The sequence below is a fragment of the Billgrantia endophytica genome (assembly GCF_002879615.1).
Taxonomy (GTDB): domain Bacteria; phylum Pseudomonadota; class Gammaproteobacteria; order Pseudomonadales; family Halomonadaceae; genus Halomonas; species Halomonas endophytica.
Window position 1 is genome coordinate 1 of record NZ_PNRF01000050.1, and the last position, 26,447, is coordinate 26,447.

Sequence of the window (26,447 nt, forward strand, 5' to 3'; positions counted from 1 at the left end):
GCAGCGGAGCTGCCCAAATCGGCTTTCCTGCCGATTTGTCGCCGATTTTTGCCTTGTCTGACCATCGCTCGTCGACTTTTCGTACAAAGCCTAGCAGCGCAAGTTGCAGGAAATGGTGAGATCGTCAGCCATTCGCCGTCAGTTGCGCCTGTCGCCTGTTTTCGGCGGCCTCGTTCAAGGCAACGATCAACAGGTCGTGCAGTTCGCCCACCCGCAGCCCGGCAACCGGTTCGCACGGCTCAAGGCCGTAACACGACAGTTCCTGTATTCTTCCCCGCCCTATTCGCAGCAGCTCCATGGCTCGCGAGAGCGGTGGCTGCTCGGGACGGAAGCGAATGCGGTGGCGGCGCAGTTGCTCTTCGAGGCAGCCGGGGTCGACCACACGCAGGTAGCGAGCGGCAACGGTGGCTCGCAGCGTATCCAGCTCGGCCATGCGCACCGCTCTTTCATCGGCTGACAGGCCGAACCAGTCGCATATCTCGACATCGCCCCGCTGGCAGCCGCGACACACGGAATCGCCCAGCGTCGTCGAACAGAGCCCCACGCATGGCGACGTGATGATGGCGCCCATTTCGCTCCCTCGATCCAGTTGGGCTGCCATGGTAACGCGCCTGACATCGGATGGCATCCTGTAGCCGAGCCGACATCCCGCCGACCAAAGTTCAAGGTTCCCGTCGCGGGGCCGCCTTAACATTGTCGACAGTTTGACGTAGAATCGCGGCACCCAATGATTACGGTTGTTTCACGAGTCAAAGCGGCCATTTCGCCGATTTTCGTCGTCGTATCGGCGCGCTTCGACCACCACAACAGATGAGGGCCCCCACGTGATTGAAGCCTATCGCCAGCATGTCGAGGAACGCGCCGCCGAGGGCGTCCCACCGAAGCCGCTGAACGCCGAACAGGCCGCTGCGCTAGTCGACCTGCTGAAGAACCCGCCTGCCGGCGAAGAGGAGTTCATCCTCGACCTGCTGACCAATCGCGTTCCCCCGGGCGTGGACGAAGCGGCCTATGTCAAGGCCGGTTTCCTCACCGCTGTCGCCAAGGGCGAAGCAGCATCCCCGCTGATCGACAAGGTCCATGCCGTCAAGCTGCTGGGCACCATGCAGGGCGGCTACAATATCGTCTCGCTGGTCGAGCTGCTGGACGATGCCGACCTGGCCAAGGAAGTCGGCGAGCAGCTCAAGCACACCCTGCTGATGTTCGATGCCTTCCATGACGTGGAAGAACGCGCCCGGTCCGGTAACGCCGTGGCCAAGGATGTGATGCAGTCCTGGGCCGAGGCCGAGTGGTTCCTCTCCAAGCCGGCGCTGGCCGAGAAGATCACCCTGACCGTGTTCAAGGTGACTGGCGAGACCAATACCGACGACCTCTCCCCCGCCCCGGATGCCTGGTCGCGCCCTGACATCCCGCTGCATGCCAATGCCATGCTCAAGAACGAGCGTGACGGCATCGAGCCGGAAGCGCCCGGCACCACCGGCCCGCTCAAGCAGATCGAGGAGGTGAAGGCCAAGGGCTTCCCGGTCGCCTATGTGGGCGACGTGGTCGGCACCGGCTCTTCGCGCAAGTCCGCGACCAACTCCGTACTGTGGTTCTTCGGCGACGACATTCCGTTCGTTCCGAACAAGCGTGCCGGCGGCTTCTGCTTCGGTGGCAAGATCGCGCCCATCTTCTTCAACACCATGGAAGATTCCGGCGCCCTGCCCATCGAGATGGATGTCTCCAACATGGCGATGGGCGATGTCATCGACATCTATCCCTATGAAGGCAAGGTGTGCAAGCACGGCACCGATGAGGTCGTGTCCACCTTCGAGCTCAAGACCCAGTTGATCCTCGACGAAGTGCGTGCCGGCGGCCGCATTCCGCTGATCATCGGACGCGGCTTGACCACCAAGGCACGCGAGTCCCTGGGCCTGGCTCCGTCCGACGTCTTCCGCCTGCCCGAGCAGCCGAAGGACACCGGCAAGGGTTATACCCTGGCGCAGAAGATGGTCGGCCACGCCTGCGGCATGGACGGCGTGCGTCCGGGCATGTACTGCGAGCCGAAGATGACCACCGTGGGCTCCCAGGACACCACCGGTCCGATGACCCGTGACGAGCTGAAGGACCTGGCTTGCCTGGGCTTCCAGGCCGACCTGGTGATGCAGTCCTTCTGTCACACCGCCGCCTATCCGAAGCCGGTCGACGTGGACACCCACCACACCCTGCCCGACTTCATCATGAACCGCGGCGGCGTTTCGCTGCGCCCGGGCGACGGTATCATCCACAGCTGGCTGAACCGCATGCTGCTGCCCGATACCGTGGGTACCGGCGGCGACTCCCACACCCGCTTCCCGATGGGCATCTCCTTCCCGGCGGGCTCCGGCCTGGTGGCCTTCGCCGCCGCCACTGGCGTCATGCCGCTGGACATGCCGGAGTCGGTTCTGGTTCGCTTCAAGGGCAAGCGCCAGCCGGGCGTCACCCTGCGCGACCTGGTCCATGCCATTCCCTACTACGGGATCAAGCACGGCCTGCTGACCGTGGCCAAGGCGGGCAAGAAGAACGCCTTCTCCGGCCGCGTGCTGGAGATCGAAGGCCTCGACGACCTCACCGTCGAGCAGGCTTTCGAGCTTTCCGATGCATCCGCCGAGCGTTCCGCCGCCGGCTGTACCATCACCCTCTCCGAAGAGAGCGTGGCCCAGTACCTGAACTCCAACATTACCCTGCTGAAGTGGATGATCAGCAACGGCTACGGCGACGAGCGCACCATCAGCCGTCGTATCCAGGCGATGGAAGAGTGGCTGGCCAACCCGAGCCTGATGCGTGCCGATGCCGACGCCGAGTACGCCGAAGTCATCGAGATCGACCTCGACGAAATCAAGGAGCCGATCCTCTGTGCGCCGAACGATCCGGATGACGCCCGCCTGCTCTCGGAGGTTGCCGGCGAGACGATCGACGAGGTCTTCATCGGTTCGTGCATGACCAACATCGGCCACTTCCGCGCCGCGGGCAAGCTGCTCGAGAAGCAGCCGGCCGGCAGCCTGAAGACCCGCCTGTGGCTGGCACCGCCAACCAAGATGGACCAGCACCAGCTGACCGAGGAAGGCTACTACGGCATCTACGGTCGCGCCGGTGCACGCATGGAAATGCCGGGCTGCTCCCTGTGCATGGGTAACCAGGCGCGTGTCGCCGCCAAGAGCACCGTCGTCTCCACCTCGACCCGCAACTTCCCCAACCGTCTGGGCGATGGCGCCAACGTCTATCTGGCCTCTGCCGAGCTTGCCGCGGTGGCCGCCGTTGAAGGCCGCCTACCGACGGTCGCGGAATACCAGCGTTACATGGGGGAATTCGACGCGATGGCCGGCGAGATCTATCGTTACATGAACTTCCATGAAATCGAGGAGTATCAGAAAGCCGCCTCGAATGTGATTCCCGTAGCCCAGGAAGCCTGATAGGCTGCGGTTCCGGAATCCACCTTTCGACTCCGATGCTCGCAACATCGAAGGTCCCCACTGCGGTGGCGGCCGGAGCCGATGACCAAAGCGCCCCCGCTCGGGGCGCTTTTTTTATGCGTCGCCGAAAGGTGGCGGCATGAACTCGATGGCAAAGCACCCTTCGTTACCGAAGTCGGCTTGAGGGCTACATGCCACGAGACTACGTTAATGATGTCATATGTGATGATAGCGACGTTTCGTCGCGTGGCCGCATGATGCGAAAAGCCAGGGACAGGAAGGCAAGAAGCATCAAGGAGAAAAAAAACATGTTATTCAGACCATTACTGACGGCTTCGTTTGCAACTACCACACTGCTGGCAGCCAATGCCACTCTCGCCAACCCCAACGTCAACCAATATGCCTATCTCGGCGTCGCCACGGGCTTCAGCTCGCTGGAGAATGATCGCGAGGACGTCGACAACTTCATCGAGAGTGGCGGCCGCAACTTCAGCCTCGACGATGACGACAACGTCTGGAAGGGGTTTGTCGGCTATCAGTTCAACCGCTACCTGGCCGCCGAAGCGTTCTATGCCGACCTGGGCAAGGTACGGCTGCGCGGCGATGACGGCGCCAGTGCCGACCTGGAATCCACCGCCTACGGCGCCAGCCTGGTCGGTCAGCTACCGGTCACCCCTTGGTTCACCCCCTTCGCCAAGATAGGTGCGGCCAGCTGGGAAACCAATGTCGAAGGCAACCTGGGCGATGCCAGCGTCGACCTGGAGGACAACGACGGTTTCGACCCGGTCTATGGCCTCGGCGCCCAGTTCAACTTCAACCCCGTCATGATCCGGGCCGAGTACGAGCGCTACGACTTCGACAGCGACTACACCATCGACACCTTCACCGCCTCGGTGGGGCTGCGTTTCTGAGCGCCGCTGTGCGTCGCGACTGGCGCCATCAGGCGCCTGGCGGAGGCCTCAGTGCTGGCAGTTGTCGCCAGCGCAGGCGACCCCGCAGTCGCGAGCTGACTCCAGCTCCAACAGCGGTCGCGAGCTGACGCCGGCTCCTACTCGCTGGGATCTGTGGCATCATCGGGTTTCGATCACTCGAGCAAGGAGCACACCATGAGCGCCATCGTTACTCCCGATATCTGCGATGCCTACCCCGAGGTCCAGGTGCTGGACCCCGTATTCGTCAATTTCGGCGGCCATGAGGCCTTCTGTGGTCCCGTGCGGACCGTGAAGTGCTTCGAGGACAATTCGCTGGTCAAGGAGGCGGTAGCAGAACCGGGGGACGGAGCCGTGCTGGTGGTGGACGCCGGTGGTTCGCATCGCTGTGCGATGCTGGGCGACATGCTCGCCGAGCAGGCCGTCGACAATGGCTGGTCCGGCGTGGTGCTGTACGGCTGTGTTCGCGATGTGGACGTGCTGGCCGAAACCGACCTGGGAGTCCAGGCGCTGGGCTCCCATCCGCGCAGGAGCGACAAGCGCGGTGAAGGTCAGCGGGATGTGGCGGTGACCTTCGCGGGAGTGACCCTGACACCCGGGCAGTGGCTCTATGCGGATAACAACGGCATCGTGGTGGCCGAGGAGCGTCTTGACCTGGAGGGGTGAGGCGATGGTCTTGCCCTATTCGCATTTTCAGTGCCACTCTAACGGTATGATACGGAACGACTCACCATCGTGCTAACCCCAAGGACGCTCGGCGTGGACGTGCTGCACACGCTGCGCGAGCACTTGCGGCCCCTGGTGGCCTACCACCTGTTCTTCACCCTGCTGGCATCCAGCCTGCTGTTGCCCGCGGTGGCTTGGACGCTGACCGGCCTGTTGAGACGCTTCGACAGGCCGGTCATTACCAATGCCGAACTGATGAACCTGCTGCTCAGCCCCGGCGGCATATTCTGGTTGCTGGCGGCCATCGGGCTGACATTTCTGGTGCTCTATCTGCAGCAGGCGGGAATGATCCTCGTGGCGATTCGGCGCCGCGACAACCATTACCAGCTTGCCTTCGTGGCGCTGTGGCAGACCCTGAGGCGGCTGCCCGCGCTCTCTGGCCTGGTAGTGGTGCAGGTCGGGGCTCACCTGCTGCTGGTCATACCTGTCGCCCTTCTGCTCGGTTGGCTCCATGGTGTCTTCATCGGCGGCCTGGACCCCTACTATGTGCTGCGGGTTCGCCCGCCGGCACTGTGGCAATACCTGGGCGTTGCCGTCCCCCTGGCCGCAGGCTGGGCCTTCGTGGCGGCCATGCTCTACTTCCGCTGGATACTGGCGCTACCGATCGTGACGCTGGAGAATCTGTCGCCCATGGCGGCGCTGGCCCGCAGCCGTGAGTTGACCCGGGGCCGCAAGGGCCAGGTCGCGATGACCGTTATCGTCATGCTGCTGGTGATCATCGCCCTGCCGTTCGTTGCCAGCGGGATATTCGACCGTCTCTTCACCCCCATGCTGTGGTGGCTACCGGAACGCAATGCGGTGTTGATACCGGCCATGCTGGCCTACGTCACCGGCTATGTGCTGGTGACGCTCGCCATTGCGTTCATTGGTATCGCCGCCAACGCCCTGCTGTCGGCGTGCCTTTATCTACGGCTGGCCCACCGCGAGCCACGTCCGGCCCCACCGCCGCCGGATGCCCATCCGGGACGACTTGCCTGGGGCGTGGAAATGGCGGTGGTGCTTTTCGCCCTGGTACAGGCGTGGTGGGTGGTCAACAGCTTCGAGCTGCGTGATGACGTGACCATCATTGCCCACCGGGGCAGTTCGATGGCGGCTCCCGAGAATACGCTGTCCGCCATCGAGCGGGCCATTGAGGACCGTGCCCACTATGTGGAGATCGACGTACGCCTGACCGGCGATGGCGAGGTGGTGGTGTACCATGATCGCAGCCTTCAGCGGTTGACCGGCGATCCGCGCAACGTTCATGAGCTGACATTGGACGAATTGCAGCAATTCGATGTGGGCAGCTGGTTTGGCGATGCGTACGTTGGCGAGCGCATTCCCACCCTGGACGAGGCCCTGGCCACGGTTCGAGGGCGCAACGCGCTGATGATCGACATGAAGCCCAATCCCGGTGAAGAGGTGGCACTGGTCGAGGCCGTCATCGCCTCGCTCAGGCACGAGGCGGCGTCCCGGCGGGTCTGTCACGACCTGACCGCCCCGGGCTGGTCGACGGGCCACTGCGGAGATCCGGATGTCATCGGTGAGACACGGCTGGCGGTCATGTCCCCCTGGGTGGTGGAGGAAGTCAAGCGGCGGGAGCCCGAGCTGCGTGTCACCCTGCTGGCGCAGCTGGTCATGCCGGGTACCCTGGAGCGGCGCGGCTTCGATGCGCTGGGCCTGCGTCATAATCGCATTACCGAGAACGAGATCCGTCTGGCCAACCTGTTCGGTTATGAAGTGCATGCCTGGACAGTCAATGATAGCGCGCGAATGTCCCAGATAATCGACCTGGGCGCCAATGCCATCATCACGGACTATCCGGAACGGCTCACCGAGCTCATCGACGACCGCCGTGAGCTCGGTGATGGTGCGCTACTGCTGGTCAAGCTGCGCAACTGGTTGCGCGGCTGACACGAACCACGGTGTTTGCCTCACTCTCCCATCACGACGCCTTCGCGGCGCGGGTCGGCGCCCCCGAAAAAGCCGTCGTCCGTCCGCTCGATCGCCTGGAGGCCGCTGGTCAGCTCTCCCTCACTGGCGTCGTGACCCAGCTCGTTCAAGGCTTGCAGCGTCGAGTCGGGGAACCGCCCTTCTTCCAGCACCACCGGCCCACCCAGTGTGATGGCGTGTGGCAGGTTCAGCGCTTCCTGGGCGTCCAGCCCCCAGTCGAGCATGGCGACCAGCGCCTTGGCGGTGTAATGAATGATGGCCGCTCCGCCCGGAGAACCCAGGCTGGCGATCAGCTCACCGCTGTCGCTGTCGAACACCAGTGTCGGACTCATGCTGGAACGCGGCCGCTTCCCTGGCTCCACGCGATTCGCGATGGGCGTGCCATCGGCATCAAGCGGTAGAAACGAGAAGTCGGTGAGCTCGTTGTTGAGCAGATACCCGCCGGCCAGGCCGGTGCCTCCGTCGACCAGAATCCGTGAGCCGAACGCCGCTTCGATGGTGGTGGTCATGGCCAGGGCATTGCCATGCTCGTCGATGATGCTGATATGGCTGGTGCCGTATTCCGGCTGGCTGGGCTGCACGGCCCAGGCGACTTCCAGATCGCCGGGGTTGCCGGGCTCCGCCCCATCGGGCCCCATGCTCCGCTCGCCGATCAGTTCGGCGCGGCTGGCCAGGTAGTCGGAATCCAGCATGCTCGACCAGTCGCCTCCCGGGGGGGTGACGAAGTCGGGATCGGCGATGTACCTCCCGCGATCGGCGAAGGAGAGACGCGACGCCTCGAGGAACTGGTGCAGCCACTCGTCACTCGGCCGGCCGTCGACCAGGGGCTGGTCGATCGCTGGCAGATGCTCCATGGTCCCGAGTATCTGCATGATGGTCAGGTGGCCCGAAGACGGGGGCGGGAAGCCGCAAATCCGATAGGCCTGCCAGTCGTTGCATAGCGGATCCCGTGCCTTGGCTTCGTAGCTGGCCAGATCATTCAGTGAGATGGCGCCGGGGCGCCGCTCGTGGGATTGGACCCGTGCTACCAGGTCTTCGGCAATGCTGCCCTCGTGGAGTGCCTCACTGCCATGCCCGGCGATCTCACGCAGGATGGCTGCCAGAGCCGGGTTCTGCAGCCGGTGGCCTGCCTGCAGGGGCTCGCCGTTCTCGTCGTAATAGAAGGCGGATGCCAGGGGGTCGTCACGCAGGTAGTCTTCGCCAGCCAGGCTGGTCGCCAGCCGCGGGCTCACCTCGAACCCCTGTTCGGCGAGGGAAATCGCCGGTGCGAACAGATCCGCCCAGGGAAGCTTGCCATGCTTGGCATGGGCCAGCTCGAGCATGCGAACGGTTCCCGGCACGCCAACGGACAGGCCGCTGGCTGCCGCGTCCATGAAGGCCAGCGACTCTCCTTCCCCGTCCATCAACAGCGACTCGCTGGCGGCCTTGGGTGCCGTTTCACGACCGTCGAAGGCCGTGACATCGCTGCCGTCGTAGTGCATCAGGAAGGCCCCGCCACCAATCCCGCTCGACTGGGGCTCCACCAGGGTCAGCACCATCTGTACGGCGATGGCGGCGTCCACCGCCGAGCCCCCGGCCCTGAGGACCTGATAGCCCGCATCGGTGGCCAGGGGGTTGGCTGCAGCCACCGCAAACCGCTCGGTCGCCCAGCCGGGCTTTTCGGTGTAACCGGACGCGACTTCCGGTGCGATAGCGGGGTCCTGATACTGAAAGGCAACGTTGGCCTGGGCCAGCAATGGCAGCCCTAATACCATCGCCGAGGTAACACTCACGAACCAACATCGACGTACAGTAACTGACTGGAAATCCATAACAAGGGCCCTCGGTAACTCCATGTAAGAGCTATACAGCATAGGCAAAAAAAACCCGGCTGACGACTGCCAGCCGGGCCATGCCTACACGTTGGCCGACTCATCAGTCGATCGTTTCACCCGCCAGCATGAACCAGGTCTCGAGCACCGCGTCGGGGTTCAGTGAGACGGAGTCGATGCCCTGTTCCATCAGCCATTTCGCCAGATCGGGGTGGTCCGACGGCCCCTGGCCGCAGATGCCGACATACTTTCCCTGGGACTTGCAGGCCTGTATCGCCATGGCAAGCAGTTTCAGCACCGCCGGGTTCCTCTCGTCGAAGAGGTGCGCCACGATGCCGGAGTCCCTGTCCAGGCCCAGAGTGAGTTGGGTCAGGTCATTGGAACCGATGGAGAAACCGTCGAAATACTCCAGGAATTCGTCAGCCAACAGCGCATTGGCCGGCAGTTCGCACATCATGATCACCTTGAGGCCATTGTCGCCCCGCTTCAGGCCGTTGGCCTGAAGCAGCTCGACGACCTCACGGGCCTCGTCGGTGGTGCGCACGAAAGGCACCATGATTTCCACGTTGTTCAGGCCCATTTCGTCGCGCACCCGCTTCAGTGCCTGGCATTCGAGCTCGAAGCAGGGGCGGAAGGCGTCGGAGATATAGCGTGAGGCGCCACGGAAACCCAGCATGGGATTCTCTTCACCGGGCTCGTAGAGCTTGCCGCCGATGAGGTTTTCGTACTCGTTGGACTTGAAGTCCGACAGGCGCACGATGACCCGCTGGGGCGAGAAGGCGGCGGCCAGGGTGGAGATGCCTTCCACCAGCTTGTCGACGTAGAAACCGACCGGATCGGCGTAGCCCGCGGTGCGCATGTCGATGGTCTGCTGCAGTTCCAGCGGCAGTGTGTCGTATTCCAGCAGTGCCTTGGGATGCACGCCGATCATGCGATTGATGATGAATTCGAGCCGTGCCAGGCCAACACCGGCATGGGGCAGCCCGGCGAAGCCGAAAGCACGATCCGGGTTGCCCACGTTCATCATGATCTTGAAGGGGATGTCGGGCATGGCGTCGACGGTGGAGACACGACGGTCGTAATCGAGCAACCCTTCGTAGACATGGCCGGCATCGCCCTCGGCGCAGGAAACGGTCACGTCGCGGCCGTCTTCCAGGATATCGGTGGCATCACCGCAGCCCACGACAGCCGGAATGCCCAGCTCACGGGCGATGATGGCCGCATGGCAGGTGCGCCCGCCCCGGTTGGTGACGATCGCGGAGGCCCGCTTCATGATCGGCTCCCAGTCCGGGTCGGTCATGTCGGTGACGAGGATATCGCCCGGCTTGACCTTGCCCATGTCGTCCGGGCTGAAGACGACCTTGACGGCGCCGCGACCGATGCGCTGACCGATGGCGCGCCCGGTGACCAGGGTGCGGCCCTTCTCCTTGAGGTGGAAGCGTTCCAGCTTGCCGCCTTCGAGCTGGGATACCACGGTTTCGGGGCGAGCCTGCACGATATAGAGTTCGTTGTCATCGCCGTCGAGCGCCCACTCGATATCCATGGGGCGACCGTAGTGGTCTTCAATGGTCATCGCCTGACGGGCCAAGGCCATCACCTGCTCGTCGTTGATGCAGAAACGGGCGCGGTCCTTGAGCGGCACGTCGATCGTATCCACCGACTTGCCGGCGCTGGCATCCTGACCGTAGACCATCTTGATCAGCTTGGAGCCGAGATTGCGGCGCAGCACCGCCGGGCGGCCGGCGGCCAGGGTCGGCTTGTGCACGTAGAATTCGTCGGGGTTCACGGCGCCCTGCACTACGGTCTCGCCCAGGCCCCAGGAGGCGGTGACGAAAACGGCATCGCGATAGCCGGATTCGGTATCCAGAGTGAACATCACGCCGCTGGCACCGGTCTCCGAGCGCACCATCTTCTGGATGCCCGCCGACAGCGCGACGTTCTCGTGGGCATAGCCGCGGTGCACGCGATAGGAGATGGCGCGGTCGTTGAACAGCGAGGCAAATACCTCGTGTACGGCACGCTTGATGTTGTCGAAGCCTTCGATATTGAGGAAGGTTTCCTGCTGGCCGGCAAAGGAGGCGTCGGGCAGATCTTCGGCGGTGGCGGAACTGCGCACCGCCGCCTTGAGATTCGGATGCTGGGTGGCCAGCCTGTCGTAGGCTTCGCCCAGGGCGGCCTCGAAGGCCGGCGGCAGCGGGGTGTCGATCACCCACCGCCGAACCTCGGCACCCACCCTCGCCAGTTCGGTGACGTCGTCGACATCGAGTCGGGCAAGTGCCTGGTTGATGCGCTCGTTGAGGCCTTCATGGGCCAGGAATTCACGGTAGGCGTGGGCGGTGGTGGCAAAGCCGCCAGGTACGGTGACCCCGACTCCCGACAGGTTGGAGATCATCTCGCCAAGCGAGGCGTTCTTGCCACCGACACGATCCACGTCGTCCATGCCGAGCTGATCGAACCACAGGATGTAATCTTCCACGAGACCCCCTTGAAACTTCGATGCCTAATGACCAGGCCAGAAAAAGCGATGGTGGCTACCTTACCCTCTCGCTTCCATATTCGCCATTGGTCTAACATCGAAGTCAGTGGTGGATTTTTACAACAGTTGGCCTTTTTGTCCTGTTCCTGTAGTGAACGAAGGCCGCCGCGCCAACGATACGACGCCTTGCCCGGGATCGCACCAGCCCTGACAATGAGGCAATCCCTCTCCACGGAAGCCGATCCACATGCCACGCACCGCCTTCTTCATTTCCGACGGCACCGGCATCACTGCCGAGAGCCTGGGCCGCAGTCTGCTGGCCCAGTTCGAGAACGTCGAGATTCGCATGATCACCAAGCCCTACATCGACACGGTCGAGAAGGCACGCGCACTGGCCGACATCATCGCGACCACCGCGATGCGCGACGATGAGCAGCCCATCATCATCGATACCATCGTGGACGAGGCGATTCGCGAGGTGATTCGAGGGGCCATCGGCTTCAAGGTCGACATTTTCTCGACCTTCCTCAAGCCGCTCGAACAGGAATTGGGCACCCATTCCAGCTACAGCGTTGGCCGGACACACTCCATCGGCAAGGATGAAGCCTATATGGACCGCATCCAGTCGGTGCACTTCGCCCTGGACAACGACGATGGGGCACGCACCCACCAGTACAACAAGGCCGATGTGATCCTGGTTGGCGTCTCGCGTTGCGGCAAGACCCCCACGTCACTCTATCTGGCGCTGCAGTTCGGGATTCGAGCCGCCAACTACCCTCTCACCGAGGACGATCTCGACGAGGATGGCTCCCTGAAACTGCCCAAGGCACTGGCCCGGCATCGCCACAAGCTCTTCGGCTTGACCATCGACCCGCGCAGGCTGGCTGCCATCCGGCATGAGCGCCGCCCCAACAGCCGCTACAGCTCGATGGATCAGTGCGTCCAGGAGGTCGAGCAGGCCGAAGGGCTCTACCGGCAGATGCATATTCCCTATATCGATACGACGCGCTTCTCGGTCGAGGAAATTTCCACTCGAATGATTGCCGAAACGGGGCTGAGCCGGCGCTTCTCGCCGCGCTGAACGACATGCGATGTCTCTTTGGTATCGCCGTGATACTGGCCCTTCTTGGCGGAGGGCCGCTGTTCATGTGGTGGCTTGGGGATATCGACCCCCGGGGAGACTGGCGCAACGCCGACCGCACCAGTGCGGGGCTGGCACCGGATCTGGAACGGACTCCAGACGCCGTGGTGCAGGTCTACTCCGCGCGGGCGTTCGGCTGGCGCGGCATTTTCGCCGTGCATGCCTGGGTCGTCACCAAGCCGAAGGGAGCCGTGGAATACACCGTTCATCAGGTCACCGGATGGGGGCGCCCCACCCTCTCTTCACGCACAGGCATCCCGGACAGGGCCTGGTTCGGCAGCCCGCCGGAGGTGCATGCCACCCTTTGTGGTGCCCCGGCCGAGCAGGCCATCGAACAGATCGAGGAGGCCTTGCCCCACTATCCGTACCAGGATCGCTATCGAGCGTGGCCCGGGCCAAACAGCAATACCTTCGTTGCCTGGCTGATTCGTGAAGTGCCCGCCCTCGCCGTCAGCCTGCCACCGACGGCCATCGGCAAGGATTACCTGGGTGATCGCATCGTGGCGCCGAGCCCCGGTGGCACCGGGTTTCAAGTTTCGCTGGGCGGGTATATCGGCGGTACCGCCGGCGTGCGCGACGGCGTGGAAGTTCACCTGGGCGGGCTGGTCGTCGGCATCGACCCCGGCACGCTGGGGGCCAAGCTGCCCGGCGTGGGCACGCTGAGTCTTCTTGGGGCGCGGGGAACCAACGATCCTGCCGAATGTCCGCCACGAGCGGCAGAATAACCCCGGCGGCCTCCGCCAGGGTGCCTGCGGTACCGGTCACGATGCAGGGTCGAGGCGTCGAACCGGGCGCTCCCACATCAACGCACCACGCCTTCCCGCCTCAGCTTGGCGATATCGTCCGCCGTAAGCCCCATCTCGGCCAGTATCGTGTCGCTGTCCTGGCCAAGGTTGGGCGGGGCCACGTCGCTGGTGGCGGGTTCGCCATCGAAACGCAGCGGGTTGCTCACCTGGGGCACCTCGAGATTGCCGCGCTTCAACAGGCGCCGCATGCCCCGGTGGCGAACCTGCGGGTCATCGAAGACTTCACTGATCGTATTGATGGGACCGGCGGGGATGCCCCGCGTTTCCAGCTCGGCCAGCCACTCGTCCCGCTTGCGGGTGCGGAATATGGCCTGGATCAGTGGCACCAGCTGGTCCCGGTTGCCCACCCGGGCTGCGTTGGTCGCATAGGCGGGGTCCTCGGCCCATTCGGGATGGCCAAACAGGTCGGCGAGCCGAGCGAACTGGCTGTCGTTGCCCACGGTGAGGACCAGGTGCCCATCGGCACAGGCAAACGCCTGGTAGGGTACGATGTTGGGATGGGCGTTGCCGTGGCGCTGCGGTGACCGACCGCTGACCAGCGCATTGAGCGACTGGTTGGCCAGAGTCGCGACCTGAACGTCGAGCAACGCCACGTCCACATGGCGGCCGAGCCCCGTTCGCTCACGTTCGTGCAGCGCCGCCAGAACGCCGATGGTGGCGTAGAGCCCGGTGGTGACATCGGTGATGGCCACACCGGTCTTCATCGGCATGCCGTCCGGCTCGCCACCGACACTCATCAGCCCTCCCATCGCCTGGATCATGAAGTCGTAGCCGGCACGGTGGGCATAGGGCCCGTCCTGGCCGAAACCGGTGATCGAGCAGCCAATCAACCTGGGATTGAGGGCATGCAAGCTGGCGTAGTCGAGCCCGTACTTGGCCAGGCCGCCAACCTTGAAGTTCTCGAGCACGATATCGGCGCCCTGGGCCAGTTGGCGGATCAGCGCCTGGCCCTTCTCGCTGGCGATATCCACCGCCAGCGACTGTTTGCCGCGATTGGCGCACAGGTAATAGGCCGCTACCCGCTCGACCTCTTCCCGTCCCTCTTCCAGGTCGCCGGCCAACCACGGGGGGCCCCAGCCGCGGGTGTCGTCACCACGCCCGGGGTGCTCGATCTTGATTACCCGGGCGCCCAGGTCCGCCAGCATCTGACCGGCCCAGGGGCCGGCCAGTACCCGCGACATGTCCAGCACCACGATGCCTGACAGGGGTCCACTCATGACGACTCCTTTCCTTGCGGCAACCGCCTTCAGTTGGCGAAGGCCTGGATGCCGGTCTGGGCGCGGCCCAGGATCAGGGCGTGAACATCATGAGTGCCTTCGTAGGTGTTCACCGCCTCGAGGTTCATCATGTGGCGGATGACGTGGTACTCGTCGGAGATGCCGTTGCCGCCATGCATGTCGCGGGCCACCCGGGCGATATCCAGCGCCTTGCCGCAGTTGTTGCGCTTGATCAGCGAAATGGCCTCGGGTACCAACTGGCCATCGTCGATCATGCGGCCCACGCGCAGCGCCGCCTGCAGGCCGAGTGCGATTTCGGTCTGCATGTCGGCCAGCTTCTTCTGGATCAACTGGTTGGCGGCCAGCGGACGACCGAACTGCTTGCGGTCCAGGGTGTACTCGCGCGCCGCGTGCCAGCAGGCCTCGGCGGCTCCCATGCTGCCCCAGGCAATGCCGAAGCGGGCGCGGTTGAGGCAGGAGAACGGCCCCTTGAGGCCGGTGACGCCGGGCAGGCGCTGGTCGTCGGAGACTTCCACGTCCTGGATGGCGATCTGCCCGGTGATGGAAGCGCGCAGGCTGAACTTGCCCTCGATCTTTGGCGCGGAAAGCCCGGCCATGCCCTTCTCGAGGATAAAGCCACGAACCACCCCCTCTTCGTCCCGGGCCCAGACCACGAATACATCGGCGATCGGCGAGTTGGTGATCCAGGTCTTGGTGCCGTTGAGGCGCCAACCATTGTCGGTACGCACCGCACGGGTGGACATGCTGCCCGGGTCGGAGCCATGGTCCGGCTCGGTGAGACCGAAGCAGCCGACCCACTCGCCGGTGGCCAGCTTTGGCAGGTACTTCTCACGCTGGGCATCGGTACCGAACGCGTGGATCGGGTACATCACCAGGCTGGACTGCACGCTCATGGCACTGCGGTATCCGGAGTCGACGCGTTCCACCTCACGTGCAATCAGGCCGTAGCTCACGTAGTTCATGCCGGCGCAGCCATAGCCATCGAGGGTGGCGCCAAGCAGACCGAGCTCGCCCATCTCGTTCATGATCTCGCGATCGAAGCGTTCGTGCCGGTTGGCCTCCAGTACGCGAGGCAGGAGCTTGTCCTGGCAGTAGTCGTGGGCCGTCTGCAGCACCATGCGCTCATCTTCGTCGAGCTGGTCGATCAGGCGGAACGGGTCTTCCCAGGTGACGGGGGTAATCTGACTCATGGCGGCTCTCCTCGATAAATTTCTACATTTTAAGAGAATGTAGACCATAGAGGGGTCGCTGCCAACCCCTGTCCGAGGGTTTTCCTCATACTGGAACGACGCCAAGGCGCCTGGCGGCGCCAGTCGCGACGCGGAACGGCGCTCCAACAGGGTGGAAAAAGCGGTCTCCGCCAAGGCGCCTGGCGGCGCCAGTCGCGACGCGGAGCGGCGCTCCAACAGGGAGGAAGAAGCGGCCTCTGCCAAGGCGCCTGGCGGCGCCAGTCGCGACGCAAGCGGCGCTCTCACAGGGTAAAAAAACAGGCTTCGGAACCAGCGTCAGCTCGCGACCGGGGGGCTGCTGCGCGTCATTCCTCCTCGCCGGCGCGATAGAGCTTCTGGATACTGGAGAAGTCCTTGCCGCCATGGCCCTGTGCGGAGTGAAGCGCAAACAGGTTGCGCGCCTGTGAACCCATCGGCACCGCGGCCTTGCTGTCCAGTGCCAGTTCCCAGGCCAGGCCCAGGTCCTTGGCCATCAGGTCGGTCAGGAAACCGCCCTGGTAATCCCGTGAGGCCGCAGAACCTTCCATGACGCCGGGCCAGGGGTTGTATACGTTGAGCGCCCAGTTGCCGCCACTGCTCTGCTTCATGATTTCGGAGAGGACCGCCGGGTCGAGTCCGTTCTTCACCCCCAGCGCCAAGGCTTCGGCGGTACCGCTCATCAGGATACCCAGCAGCATGTTGTTGCAGATCTTGGCGACCTGGCCTGCGCCGATTTCGCCGGCATGGAAGATATTCTTGCCCATGCCTTCGAGAACGGGCCTGGCCTGCTCGAAACCGGACTCGGTGCCGCCGACGATGAACGTCAGGGTGCCTGCCTGGGCGCCGCCCACACCACCGGAAACGGGGGCATCGAGATAGGTCAGGCCACGCTCGGCGGCGGCATCACCAACGAAGCGGGCATCCTCCGGCGAGATGGTGGAGGCATCGATGATCAGCGGCTTGCCATCCAGGGCCTCGAACAGACCCGGTGAATTCTCGCGGCCAAGGTACAGACGACGCACGTGCTGGCCCGCCGGCAGCATGGAAATGACGATTTCAGCGCCGTTGGCTGCGCTCTGGGCGCTGGCACAGGCGTGGGCCCCGGCCCTTTCCAGGCTCTTCATGGCGGCGTCCACCAGGTCGAAGACACTGACCTCGTGGCCAGCCTTGACCAGATTGGCGGCCATTGGGGCGCCCATGTTACCCAGACCGATAAAGGCGATTTTCATGCGACTAGCTCCTGAGTTCTCATTATTGTGTCTTGATCACGACTTGCCGCACCCGGTGCCGGCAAGCGTTCAGTTGACCCGCTGGCCAAGCCCGAGGTCGCGCAGCGGGTGTTCCTCGCTGCCCCACATGGGCATCATCAATGCCTGCAGGTCAGCCTCGGATACGCTATCGACATCGGCGTGTTGCCAACGGGGATTCTTGTCCTTGTCGATCAGCAGGGCACGAACACCCTCGGCGATATCGCCTTGACGGCAACATTGTACCGACAGGTTCAACTCGTCGCGGAAGGCGTCCGCCAGGCTGGTGTGACGATGACGATCCAGCATGAGCCAAACCAGATGAGCACTCAGTGGGCTGCCCGCCTCGAGCCGGGCGCGATTGGCGGCAAGCCAGGTATCGTCTCGGGTATCCCGCAGGATCCGCTTCACAGCCGTGGGCGCGTCGACCTGGCCTACCAGTGCCTGGATATGGTCGAGATGTGGCCAGACCTGAGCATCGGGCGCTGGGCTCCGCTCCTCCATGTCGTCGAGTACCGACTGCACGCCGGCACGCAGATCCCGCGGGCTACGGCTGCCGTAATCGGCCTCTCCCAGCGCTTCGAGGAGTGCGTCGCGGCGCTCGCGGGGCACGAAATGGTCGGCCATGCCCAGGTCGAGGGCATCCCGGGCATTGAGCTGTGCTCCGGTCAGCCCCAGGTAGGTGCCGACACCGGGAGGCATGCGGTTGAGGAACCAGCTCGCGCCAATATCGGGGTAAAGCCCGATGGAGATTTCCGGCATGGCGATGCGCGTGGTTTCGGTCACCAGGCGCTGGGAGGCCCCGGCCATCAGCCCCAGGCCACCCCCCATGACGATCCCGTCACCCCAGAGCAACAGCGGCTTGGGGTAGGTGTGGATACGGTAATCCAGGCGATATTCGGTGGTGAAGTAGGTTTCGGCAAAGACACTGTCGCGGCCTGAGCCGCGGTTTTCGCCCTCCTCGCTCATGGAGCGATACAGCGCCACGACGTCGCCTCCGGCGCAAAAGGCCTTCTCTCCCGCCCCCTCCAACCATACCGCTACCACGCTACGATCCACCGCCCAGGCGTCGAGCTTGGCGGCCAGTTGCTGGGCCATTTCCAGCGAGAGGGCGTTGAGTGACTTGGGTGCGTTGAGCGTTGCCACACCGATTCGTCCGCCATCCCGGGTGGGCAGTTCATCGAAGATGACCGCAAGATCCGTCATGCGAATGTTCTCCCGATTGCCATGATAGGTTGTCGCTTATTGCAGCCCTTCGATCACACCATCCGCCAACAGGCGACGCGCGATGATGACGCGCATGATCTCATTGGTACCCTCGAGGATCTGATGGACTCGCGTGTCGCGAACCATACGCTCCAGCGGGAACTCCCTGAGATAACCGTAACCACCGTGCAGTTGCAGGGCCTCGTTGCAGACCTTGAACCCCACGTCGGTGGCAAAGCGCTTGGCCATGGCGCAGTGGGCCGTGGCTTCGGGGTCGCCTTGATCGAGACGCCACGCTGCCTGACGCACCATCAGCCTCGCTGCGGTCAGTTCGGTGGCCATGTCGGCAAGTTTGAACTGCAACGCCTGGAAGCTCGACAGCTCCCGCCCGAACTGCTTGCGGTCCGTCATATAGTCACGGGAAAGCGTCAGCGCCTGCTGGGCCGCTCCCAGCGAACAGCTGGCAATATTCAGCCGCCCGCCGTCAAGCCCCTTCATGGCCAGTTTGAAGCCCTCTCCTTCGACCCCCAGGCGGTTGCCGACGGGAACCCGCACCTCATCGAAGCTCACCAGCCGGGTCGGCTGGCTCTTCCAGCCCATCTTCTCCTCGTTCTTGCCATAGTCGATGCCCGCGGCAACCGCCGGCACCAGAATCGTGGATACCCCGCCGGCCCCGCTGTCGGCCCCACCGGTGCGTGCCATGACGATGAGCACGTCATTGGCGCCAGCACCCGAGATGAACATCTTGGAACCGCTGATGACATAGTCATCGCCATCCCGTACGGCCTTCGTCCGCAAGCTGGCCGCGTCCGACCCGGAACCGGGTTCGGTGAGACAGTAACAACCCAGGCATTCGCCGCTGACCAGGCGGGGCACCCACTTTTCTCGCAACGCCTCACTGCCCCAACTGGCCACCATCCAGGTGACCATGTTGTGAATGGTAAGATAGGCGGTCGTCGAGACGCAGCCTTGCGAGAGTTGCTCGAAGATCAGCGAGGCGTCCAGGCGAGACAACCCCAGCCCACCGCGCTCTTCGGGTGTGTAGATACCGAGGAACCCCGCTTCACCGGCTCGGCGAATGACATCGACAGGGAAATGCGAGGTCGCGTCCCATTCGGCGGCGTGGTCGGCCAGTTCGGCCCTGGTAAAATCGGCTGCCGCCTGAACGAGCGCCTTCTGATCATCGGTCAGGGAGAAGTCCATCGGTTGTCCTCTTGTTTCCCGCTGATCGAGCATCGATCAAGGGTAGTGGTAGCACCCAACCTAGCACTTGCTAGGTTTTATCGCATACCTCCCTTGGTCTACAACCACTTTACGTTAACGTCAACGTCGTCTAGTGTTGCGGGTAAGTGGAAGGAACCGTTCGACGGGCCCCATCCAGATCACAGGAAGGTAGCGATGAGCACACTCAATACGGAAGCCACATCGGTGGCCAACGGCAGCTTGCCGCGGCAACGCCGCACGTATTCCATCGGCGAACTGGCCCGCATGTTCGAGGTGACGCCACGCACCATCCGATTCTATGAGCAGGAAGGCCTGCTGGCTCCGGAACGCCGCGGCCAGACCCGAATCTATCATGAGAAGGACCGCGTACGCCTGAAGCTGACCCTGCGCGGCAAACGGCTGGGCTTCTCATTGGCCGAGATCCGTGAAGTCATCGAAATGTACGACGCCATGCCCGACGGCAATGCGCGTCAGCTCAAGCGGCTCCTGGAAATCCTGGCGGACAAGCGTACCAACATGGAACGACAGCTCGAGGATATCCGTTTGATGCAGCGCGAGCTCGATGACGTCGAAGTGCGGGCTCGCGAGGTTCTGGCCCGGCTGGACCAGGACTGACAACCGCGCGCCCTCGCTGTCAGGCCGCCGACCTGACTCAACCCTCGCGACAACCTTTGCGTCAACTCATGCAACGATACTTGCAACAACAAGACGGGTAACACCATGACACGCCAACTTCAGAATCGCGTACAGAACAGCTATGTCAGTGGCATCAGCGATACCCCGCTCAAGGGGCAGACCATTGGCGACTGCTTTGACGAAACCGTTGCACGCTTTCCGGACGGCGACGCCCTGCTGAGCCTTCACCAGGACCTTCGCTACACCTGGACAGAGCTGCAGCAGGCGGTCAACCAGGCGGCCCGCGCCATGCTGGCGATCGGAGTCAGGCGCGGCGACCGCGTGGGTATCTGGTCACCGAACTGTGCCGAGTGGACCATTACCCAGTTCGCCACCGCCAAGATCGGTGCCGTGCTGGTCAACATCAATCCCAGCTACCGAACCCATGAGCTGGAATACGCCTTGAAGCAGTCGGGTGCCTCTACGCTGGTGCTGCAGGGCAAGTTCAAAAGCTCCGACTATGTGGGTACCCTGGCGGAACTGGCACCCGAGCTGCGCGACGGCGCGCCCGGTACCTTCTCCTGTGCGACACTGCCCGAGCTGAAGCGGATCATCTGCCTGGATGCCGACCTGGCCCTGACCGGCATGTTCAGCTGGCAGAGCATGCTGGCCCATGCCGATGAGGTATCGGAAGAACACCTGGCCGACATCCAGGCCACCCTGCAGTTCGACGATCCGATCAATATCCAGTACACATCCGGCACCACCGGCGCACCCAAGGGTGCCACGCTATCGCATCACAACATTCTCAATAACGGCTTCTTCGTTGCCCGCACCATGGGGTTCACGGAAAAGGATCGTCTGGTGATTCCCGTTCCCCTCTACCACTGCTTCGGCATGGTGATGGGGAACCTGGGCTGCGTGACCCATGGTGCCACCATGATCTATCCGGGAGGTGGCTTCGAGCCGGAAGCCACCCTGAGAGCCGTCGCCGAGGAAAAGGCCACCGCGCTGTATGGCGTACCCACCATGTTCATCGCCGAGCTGGAGCACGCCAATTTTACGCAGTATGACCTTTCCACGCTGCGCACGGGGATCATGGCCGGCTCCATCTGTCCCATCGAGGTGATGCGACAGGTCATCGACAAGATGAACATGGAAGACGTCACCATCTGCTACGGCATGACCGAGACCAGTCCGGTCAGCTTCCAGACCCAGACCGACGCCCCGCTGGACAAGCGCGTGACCACCGTGGGCACGATCCATCCGCACCTGGAGGTCAAGCTGGTCAGCCCCGAGACCGGCGCCGTGGTGTCCCGTGGAGAGACCGGCGAGCTGTGCACCCGCGGCTACAGCGTGATGCTGGGATACTGGAACAATGAAGAGGCTACCGCCAAGTCCATCGACGGAGCCGGCTGGATGCACACCGGTGACCTGGCGACCATGGACGAGGAAGGCTATGTGGCCATCGTCGGCCGCATCAAGGACATGATCATCCGCGGTGGCGAGAACATCTACCCGCGAGAGATCGAGGACTTCCTCTATACCCATCCCGCCATTTCCGACGTGCAGGTGATCGGTGTGCCCGACGAGAAGTACGGCGAGGAAGTGATGGCCTGGGTCAAGCTCGGTGAAGGCCAGCAGATGAACGCCGACGAACTGAAGGAGTTCTGCAAGGGCAGGATCGCGCACTACAAGGTGCCGCGCTACGTGAAGTTCGTCGACGAATTCCCGATGACCGTCACCGGCAAGATCCAGAAATTCAAGATGCGCGAGGAAGCGACCCACGAGCTGGGCCTGGCCTGATACGGCCTGGCGACAGACGAAAAAAGCAGGCTGTCGGAGATAGCCTCAGCTCGCGACCGAGGGATTGCCCGCGTTAGCGATAGCCACCAACGACAGCGGCCTCCGCCAAGGCCGCCCGCGGCGCCAGTCGCGACGCGGAGCGGCGCTCCAACAGGGTGGGAAAAAACGATGTCGCGATGCGAAGTCGAGGCGTCGAACCGAGCGCTCCCACAGTGGTTTTTCTCTCCAAGGCAGACATGGGCCACCCTGTAGGAGGACGATTTATCGCACGACCGCGGGGTTGCCTTGCGTTGGTGATAACTGCCAGCACAGCGGCCTCCGCCGAGGCGCCTGCGGCACCAGTCGCGACGCGGAGCGGCGCTCCAACAGGGTGGGAAAAAACAAAAAATAATGTCGCGACGCAGAGTCGAGACGTCAAACCGGGTGCTCCAACAGGGGGGCTTCTGTCTTTTATAGTCCTTTCGGCGCAAAGATCCCCGGCGCGTTGCGCCAGTATCCCTTGTAGTCCATACCGAAGCCAAAGACGTAACGGTCGACGACTTCCAGGCTGCAGTAGTCGGCGCGCAGACCAGGCACGGCCTTGCGATCGTGTCGCTTGTCCACCAGCACGGCGGTGGAGAGACTCGCCGCTCCCGCCTCGCGGCAATAGGCCAGAATGGCCGCCAGGGTGGCGCCCTCGTCGAGGATGATGGCAGATAACATAGACACCACCGCACTATACCCCTGCAATACGGGCTGAGACAATCCACCCCTCAATAACTAAAGGTTATATCAAACACCTTTTTCATTACCATATGAGAAGGTGATTACCTCCCCTCTTCTGGTTCGCTGTCGCTCACTCGCTATTGAATAAGGGATTGAGAAGGAATGGTGTGGCTCTGTGCTGGCTTCTGCGGGGCTTTCTGGTGGTAGGTAGGGGTAAGACATAGGGTAAGCCATAAAACGGCTTACAGGGGGCTGTAGGCAATAAATAGCTATCTTCGTCGAAAAGTGGCTTCAATTTTTACAATAAAGCATTCTATGAATAAATTTTATTATATGGCTTATTACTTTAACACTCTCTTTGTAAATAACTTATTCAACATCTAGTAAGTCATAAGAACAAAATGTTTATATTGAACAATATATATATGTAGGTGTCTCTTAAACATGGCAAATGTTTACATATTGTGATATAATGATACAGGTTAACAATAATAATTAAAAAGGAGAAATTATTTATGGATGAAAATAATAGCCCTGGATTAGGGGGTGGGATATCTGGCGATATCTTTGGCACACCAACCGGTGCTGCTTGGGATATGGCGAAAGTTATATGGGGGGATTGGTTAGAGCTAATCTTTGAAAGCGGTGGTTCTGGTAATATCACAATGATGGTAGAAGTAGCGGGTTATGTTAATTTCCTCGCTTATCTTTTAATCGTTGTTATAATGGCTTATGTAATGATTGCAGCAGTCATCAAAACAGCATCGGAAGGTAAGATAATGGGTAATGGTTGGTCAACTGTATGGCTACCATTAAGAACATTCCTTGCCTGTTTTTTAATATTCCCTGTGGGGGTAGGTCAAGCATCAACAATATCCTCAATACAAGTAAGTGTTGCTTGGTTAGGCATGGTGGGCAGTAATGCAGCAGATAGAGTAGCCACGTTTGTCGTCCACAATCTTTCAAGGCGAATCAATCAAGTAAATCCCCAAATAGCAGGTTTTAAAGCTATGAAGGATATGACTCAAAATGGTGTATGTGCATTTGCTCTAGAAAGAGCAGACCCGACTGGAAACGGTAATACCATTGAACTTACTGGCATTGTGCCGTCAGATAGTTTCTTTGGTGGATACGATACATTACCTCTAAATCAAGCATTAGCTGGATACGATAGAGTAGATATCGGAAGAAATCGTGCTTGTGGCTCTATTAGGGTTAAAAGTAATAACGAAGAACTACGAAGAGAGTTGATGGCAAAAAACCTTGAATACCAGAATAGAGTTTTTCACGAAGTTGTAATACCTCTTGTTGCCAGCAATAGTGATAATAGCTCTTCACCATATGATTATGGTGCTGGATATAAAGCATATGCATCAGCATTGGAAGGTTATGACTCAACGTATGATAACTCCAATTCTACAAGAGAACGATTTTATAATGTTGTTAGTAAACAATTAGAACTCGTTGATACCTATAGAGTAGATATTGCTGAAATTGTAGCTGGACACATGGAGTCTGATAAAGAATTAGTGACCTTCGAGCATGATTCTGGTGGAAATATTTTAGCTCGAATCAATGTCGATGCATATAATGATCTTGGGTGGGCTTATTTAGGTGGTTATTATTCTGTTATTTCATCATCCATGAGAGGAATTAACGATTTAAGCAAGGTGGCATCTGAAGCAACTTCATCTAATAACAATGTTGATGGTTGTAGAATGCTTAACCAAAGACGAACTACAGAAAGATCTTGGAGTAGACAAACTCAAGATCAAGAAGAGGATTGTTTATTCAATGATATATTTGCAGTTACAGAGATACTTTCTTCTGGGTTTGATAGAACCATATCTGATAGAAGCCTACAAGGAAGTGATAATTTTCAAGATTCAGTGTATTCAATATGCACAGGAACTAGAAATTGTAATCCTGAAGAGTTAGAAAATGTAGTTGCGAGATCTGTATCTAGCAGTTTTATGATAAACACTGATGGTTCTCAAGATGGGGTAGCCACTTCTGCCGCAATAACAAGTCTTAGAATATTAGGTTTTGGTGGCAATGTAAGGGATAACCTAGGCTTTACTGAAATAGCCGATGGAGTTGATAGTAATGGTTATCAAGGCGGAGCTTTCTTGTTACCTGACCCGATTGCTACAACAATGAACTTAGGTATTAACATTGTTTACATTAAAACCATATGGGATACAGCTAAGGTCATACTAGAAGGAATAGCTGTAGGAATTAAAAATGCAGGTGGTGCATTACCAATTGCTTCTGGTGTGGCAGCAGGATTAGGAACTGTGGCACTAGGCTTTATGGCACACGTTGATAAGCTATTAACACTTGTATTTGTTCCTGGTCTAGGTATGGCTTATGGAATACCATTGCTACCAACGTTAATATGGGCAATGGCATTCTTAAGCTGGTTACTAATGTATTCTGAGGCTATATTTACCTCACCTCTGGCGGTCACATTGATGGCAACACCAGAAGGTGAAGGTATAGCTGGTGCTAGAATGGAAAGGAAAATAGCACTATTGGCAGCATTGATATTAAAGCCTGTATTCTTGGTTATCGGTTTATTGTTATCAATGGTAATGCTTTCAGTCGGCTTTGTTTTCTTGAATCAGATATTCTGGATGGCTGCCGATAGCACGTTTGGAAGCAATCTACTAGCTATTGGTATGCTAATAACCACTTGGTTTACAATAATAACTGTTTTTATGCACAACATATTTAAGATTATTATGACTTTCCCTGATGATGCATTAGAGTGGTTCCTAGGTGGTCTAACTAGAACCTTTGGCAATAATTTTGATGGCAATACCATGGATAAGTTCGAGCAATCAGGAAGAAGCCACATAGACAACCCTGCTGATACAATAGGCAAGTCTGTTGGAATATTCGGACAGAAAGCTGGTGGTAAAATTGGAGCTAAGCTCAGTAAAGGTAAATAAAAAGGTCGGCAACCAATGGTTGCCACCTATTAAGGTATAAAAAAGCCCGCTTTTATAGCGGGCTTTTCTATGAGCATCGTTTACAACCAGTTAATTACCAGTGCTCGACTAAATACTAACTAAAAAAGTTATATTTTTTAAATTTAAGGGGCTGCATAGCATAACTACCAATGCTATTATTTAAACATTGGAAGCAAACACAAACACCAAAAAAGAAAGAAGGAAACTACTATGTCTATGCTTATTTCTTACATCAAGAAAGAACAACTGCTTAAGCAACTCGAAGGCGAACTTCTCTCTATGAAAGAGAATAGCGAGATTCAAAAGGATCTTGAATTCAAAGACAAGCTTGAAGCCCTGATGGCTGAATATGGTGTGGATCAAGCCTTTGTCCTCAAAGTGGTGGCTCCCGAAGCTTATAGCGAAGATGGCAAGACAAAGAAAACTCGCAAGCCTCGCAAGCTCAAGGTTTATCACAATCCACACACTGGCGAAGTGGTAGAAACCAAGGGTATGAATCATCGTGTCCTGAAGCTCTGGAAAAAAGAACACGGTGGCGATACGGTAGAAGGCTGGGTGGTAGACGACACCAAAGAAGTTGCTCCTGAAGTGGCTCCTGCCCCTGAAGAACCCAAGGCTGAAGTCAAGAAGGAAGCCTCCAAAAAGCCTGCTAAACGGGAGACAAAGCGAGAACTGCCAGTAGGCATGAAGCCAAAGCCTAAAGGTCATAAGCCGAAGTTTCAGTTTGCTCCTTCTGCTAAAGCCAACCGTTGAGAGCAACAAGGTAGCAAAAGCCCGCCATTGTGCGGGCTTTCTTATGTCCTGCCCTACCCCTCTCCCCTATCACTAAACTGATAAACGTATATATTTTACAAAAAACGATTCCGCTTAATGGAAAGCTTGGACTTTTATTAGGATGCTTATTGTTATCAATAGCTGGTGTTAATATTTGGAACTTTAGCCCCGCAGTAAACGATAGATAAACCTATTATGTA

At 59.8% G+C, this 26,447-nt stretch carries 18 protein-coding genes and 1 pseudogene; 10 read left to right on the top strand and 9 right to left on the bottom strand.

Annotated elements, in window-relative coordinates:
• Positions 1–124 precede the first annotated feature (124 nt).
• Positions 125–601 (bottom strand): DUF1289 domain-containing protein, encoded by a 477-nt coding sequence (locus C1H69_RS22735; protein WP_240610056.1) that lies wholly within the window; start codon positions 599–601, stop codon positions 125–127.
• A gap of 223 nt (positions 602–824) precedes the next feature.
• On the opposite strand from C1H69_RS22735, the gene acnB reads away from it, so the two are divergent.
• The 4 genes from acnB (at position 825) to C1H69_RS22755 (ending at position 6,976) form a co-directional block, all read left to right on the top strand.
• The gene (gene acnB, locus C1H69_RS22740) at positions 825–3,428 is read left to right on the top strand and encodes a bifunctional aconitate hydratase 2/2-methylisocitrate dehydratase (RefSeq protein WP_102655665.1); all 2,604 of its coding nucleotides are present in this window, start codon (positions 825–827) and stop codon (positions 3,426–3,428) included.
• Positions 3,429–3,736: 308 nt separating this feature from the next.
• Positions 3,737–4,339: a porin family protein gene (locus tag C1H69_RS22745; protein WP_102655666.1), complete on the top strand. Its 603-nt coding sequence runs from the start codon at positions 3,737–3,739 to the stop codon at positions 4,337–4,339.
• A gap of 195 nt (positions 4,340–4,534) precedes the next feature.
• The gene (gene rraA / locus C1H69_RS22750; RefSeq protein WP_102655667.1) at positions 4,535–5,023 is read left to right on the top strand and encodes a ribonuclease E activity regulator RraA; all 489 of its coding nucleotides are present in this window, start codon (positions 4,535–4,537) and stop codon (positions 5,021–5,023) included.
• A 69-nt stretch (positions 5,024–5,092) separates the two neighbouring features.
• The gene (locus tag C1H69_RS22755; RefSeq protein ID WP_205738596.1) at positions 5,093–6,976 is read left to right on the top strand and encodes a glycerophosphodiester phosphodiesterase family protein; all 1,884 of its coding nucleotides are present in this window, start codon (positions 5,093–5,095) and stop codon (positions 6,974–6,976) included.
• Between the two features lie 20 nt (positions 6,977–6,996).
• Here C1H69_RS22755 and ggt read toward each other — a convergent pair whose 3' ends face one another.
• Positions 6,997–8,769 (bottom strand): gamma-glutamyltransferase, encoded by a 1,773-nt coding sequence (gene ggt / locus C1H69_RS22760; RefSeq protein WP_165789572.1) that lies wholly within the window; start codon positions 8,767–8,769, stop codon positions 6,997–6,999.
• 160 nt (positions 8,770–8,929) lie between these two features.
• Positions 8,930–11,302, bottom strand: coding sequence for a phosphoenolpyruvate synthase (gene ppsA / locus C1H69_RS22765; RefSeq protein ID WP_102655670.1), 2,373 nt, complete (start codon positions 11,300–11,302; stop codon positions 8,930–8,932).
• A gap of 247 nt (positions 11,303–11,549) precedes the next feature.
• Here ppsA and ppsR point away from each other — a divergent pair, with 247 nt between their 5' ends.
• Positions 11,550–12,383: a posphoenolpyruvate synthetase regulatory kinase/phosphorylase PpsR gene (gene ppsR / locus C1H69_RS22770; RefSeq protein ID WP_102655671.1), complete on the top strand. Its 834-nt coding sequence runs from the start codon at positions 11,550–11,552 to the stop codon at positions 12,381–12,383.
• Positions 12,384–12,388: 5 nt separating this feature from the next.
• The gene (locus tag C1H69_RS22775; RefSeq protein ID WP_102655672.1) at positions 12,389–13,168 is read left to right on the top strand and encodes a DUF3750 domain-containing protein; all 780 of its coding nucleotides are present in this window, start codon (positions 12,389–12,391) and stop codon (positions 13,166–13,168) included.
• Positions 13,169–13,245: 77 nt separating this feature from the next.
• On the opposite strand, the gene C1H69_RS22780 is transcribed toward C1H69_RS22775, so the two are convergent.
• From C1H69_RS22780 to C1H69_RS22800, 5 genes are all read right to left on the bottom strand, one after another.
• Positions 13,246–14,466: a CaiB/BaiF CoA transferase family protein gene (locus C1H69_RS22780; protein WP_102655673.1), complete on the bottom strand. Its 1,221-nt coding sequence runs from the start codon at positions 14,464–14,466 to the stop codon at positions 13,246–13,248.
• A 29-nt stretch (positions 14,467–14,495) separates the two neighbouring features.
• A complete protein-coding gene (locus C1H69_RS22785) occupies positions 14,496–15,677 on the bottom strand; it encodes an acyl-CoA dehydrogenase (protein WP_102655674.1) in 1,182 nt (393 codons plus the stop codon).
• A 344-nt stretch (positions 15,678–16,021) separates the two neighbouring features.
• A complete protein-coding gene (gene mmsB, locus C1H69_RS22790) occupies positions 16,022–16,924 on the bottom strand; it encodes a 3-hydroxyisobutyrate dehydrogenase (RefSeq protein WP_102655675.1) in 903 nt (300 codons plus the stop codon).
• 69 nt (positions 16,925–16,993) lie between these two features.
• Positions 16,994–18,148: an enoyl-CoA hydratase/isomerase family protein gene (locus C1H69_RS22795; protein WP_102655676.1), complete on the bottom strand. Its 1,155-nt coding sequence runs from the start codon at positions 18,146–18,148 to the stop codon at positions 16,994–16,996.
• A gap of 36 nt (positions 18,149–18,184) precedes the next feature.
• Complete coding sequence (locus C1H69_RS22800) at positions 18,185–19,351, bottom strand: acyl-CoA dehydrogenase family protein (protein ID WP_102655677.1); 1,167 nt, start codon at positions 19,349–19,351, stop codon at positions 18,185–18,187.
• Positions 19,352–19,546: 195 nt separating this feature from the next.
• Here C1H69_RS22800 and C1H69_RS22805 point away from each other — a divergent pair, with 195 nt between their 5' ends.
• Positions 19,547–19,987, top strand: coding sequence for a MerR family transcriptional regulator (locus C1H69_RS22805; RefSeq protein ID WP_102655678.1), 441 nt, complete (start codon positions 19,547–19,549; stop codon positions 19,985–19,987).
• Between the two features lie 105 nt (positions 19,988–20,092).
• A complete protein-coding gene (locus tag C1H69_RS22810) occupies positions 20,093–21,793 on the top strand; it encodes an AMP-binding protein (RefSeq protein WP_102655679.1) in 1,701 nt (566 codons plus the stop codon).
• 450 nt (positions 21,794–22,243) lie between these two features.
• Here C1H69_RS22810 and C1H69_RS22815 read toward each other — a convergent pair.
• Positions 22,244–22,480, bottom strand: a pseudogene (locus C1H69_RS22815) (type I phosphoribosyltransferase); the annotation flags it as partial.
• Positions 22,481–23,013: 533 nt separating this feature from the next.
• On the opposite strand from C1H69_RS22815, the gene C1H69_RS22820 reads away from it, so the two are divergent.
• Both C1H69_RS22820 and C1H69_RS23975 read left to right on the top strand, forming a co-directional pair.
• Complete coding sequence (locus tag C1H69_RS22820) at positions 23,014–25,452, top strand: DotA/TraY family protein (RefSeq protein ID WP_102655680.1); 2,439 nt, start codon at positions 23,014–23,016, stop codon at positions 25,450–25,452.
• 231 nt (positions 25,453–25,683) lie between these two features.
• Entirely contained in the window at positions 25,684–26,226 is a 543-nt protein-coding gene (locus C1H69_RS23975) for a histone-like nucleoid-structuring protein, MvaT/MvaU family (protein WP_205738597.1), read from the top strand.
• The last annotated feature ends 221 nt before the right edge of the window (positions 26,227–26,447 follow it).

Excerpts from the sequence above, each read along its gene's own strand:
- C1H69_RS22735 (WP_240610056.1), bottom strand. The coding sequence starts at position 601 with ATGGCAGCCCAACTGGATCGAGGGAGCGAAATGGGCGCCATCATCACG.
- C1H69_RS22745 (WP_102655666.1), top strand. The coding sequence starts at position 3,737 with ATGTTATTCAGACCATTACTGACGGCTTCGTTTGCAACTACCACACTG.
- rraA (WP_102655667.1), top strand. The coding sequence starts at position 4,535 with ATGAGCGCCATCGTTACTCCCGATATCTGCGATGCCTACCCCGAGGTC.
- ggt (WP_165789572.1), bottom strand. The coding sequence starts at position 8,769 with ATGGTATTAGGGCTGCCATTGCTGGCCCAGGCCAACGTTGCCTTTCAG.
- ppsR (WP_102655671.1), top strand. The coding sequence starts at position 11,550 with ATGCCACGCACCGCCTTCTTCATTTCCGACGGCACCGGCATCACTGCC.
- C1H69_RS22775 (WP_102655672.1), top strand. The coding sequence starts at position 12,389 with ATGCGATGTCTCTTTGGTATCGCCGTGATACTGGCCCTTCTTGGCGGA.
- C1H69_RS22780 (WP_102655673.1), bottom strand. The coding sequence starts at position 14,466 with ATGAGTGGACCCCTGTCAGGCATCGTGGTGCTGGACATGTCGCGGGTA.
- C1H69_RS22785 (WP_102655674.1), bottom strand. The coding sequence starts at position 15,677 with ATGAGTCAGATTACCCCCGTCACCTGGGAAGACCCGTTCCGCCTGATC.
- mmsB (WP_102655675.1), bottom strand. The coding sequence starts at position 16,924 with ATGAAAATCGCCTTTATCGGTCTGGGTAACATGGGCGCCCCAATGGCC.
- C1H69_RS22795 (WP_102655676.1), bottom strand. The coding sequence starts at position 18,148 with ATGACGGATCTTGCGGTCATCTTCGATGAACTGCCCACCCGGGATGGC.
- C1H69_RS22800 (WP_102655677.1), bottom strand. The coding sequence starts at position 19,351 with ATGGACTTCTCCCTGACCGATGATCAGAAGGCGCTCGTTCAGGCGGCA.
- C1H69_RS22805 (WP_102655678.1), top strand. The coding sequence starts at position 19,547 with ATGAGCACACTCAATACGGAAGCCACATCGGTGGCCAACGGCAGCTTG.
- C1H69_RS22810 (WP_102655679.1), top strand. The coding sequence starts at position 20,093 with ATGACACGCCAACTTCAGAATCGCGTACAGAACAGCTATGTCAGTGGC.
- C1H69_RS22820 (WP_102655680.1), top strand. The coding sequence starts at position 23,014 with ATGGATGAAAATAATAGCCCTGGATTAGGGGGTGGGATATCTGGCGAT.
- C1H69_RS23975 (WP_205738597.1), top strand. The coding sequence starts at position 25,684 with ATGTCTATGCTTATTTCTTACATCAAGAAAGAACAACTGCTTAAGCAA.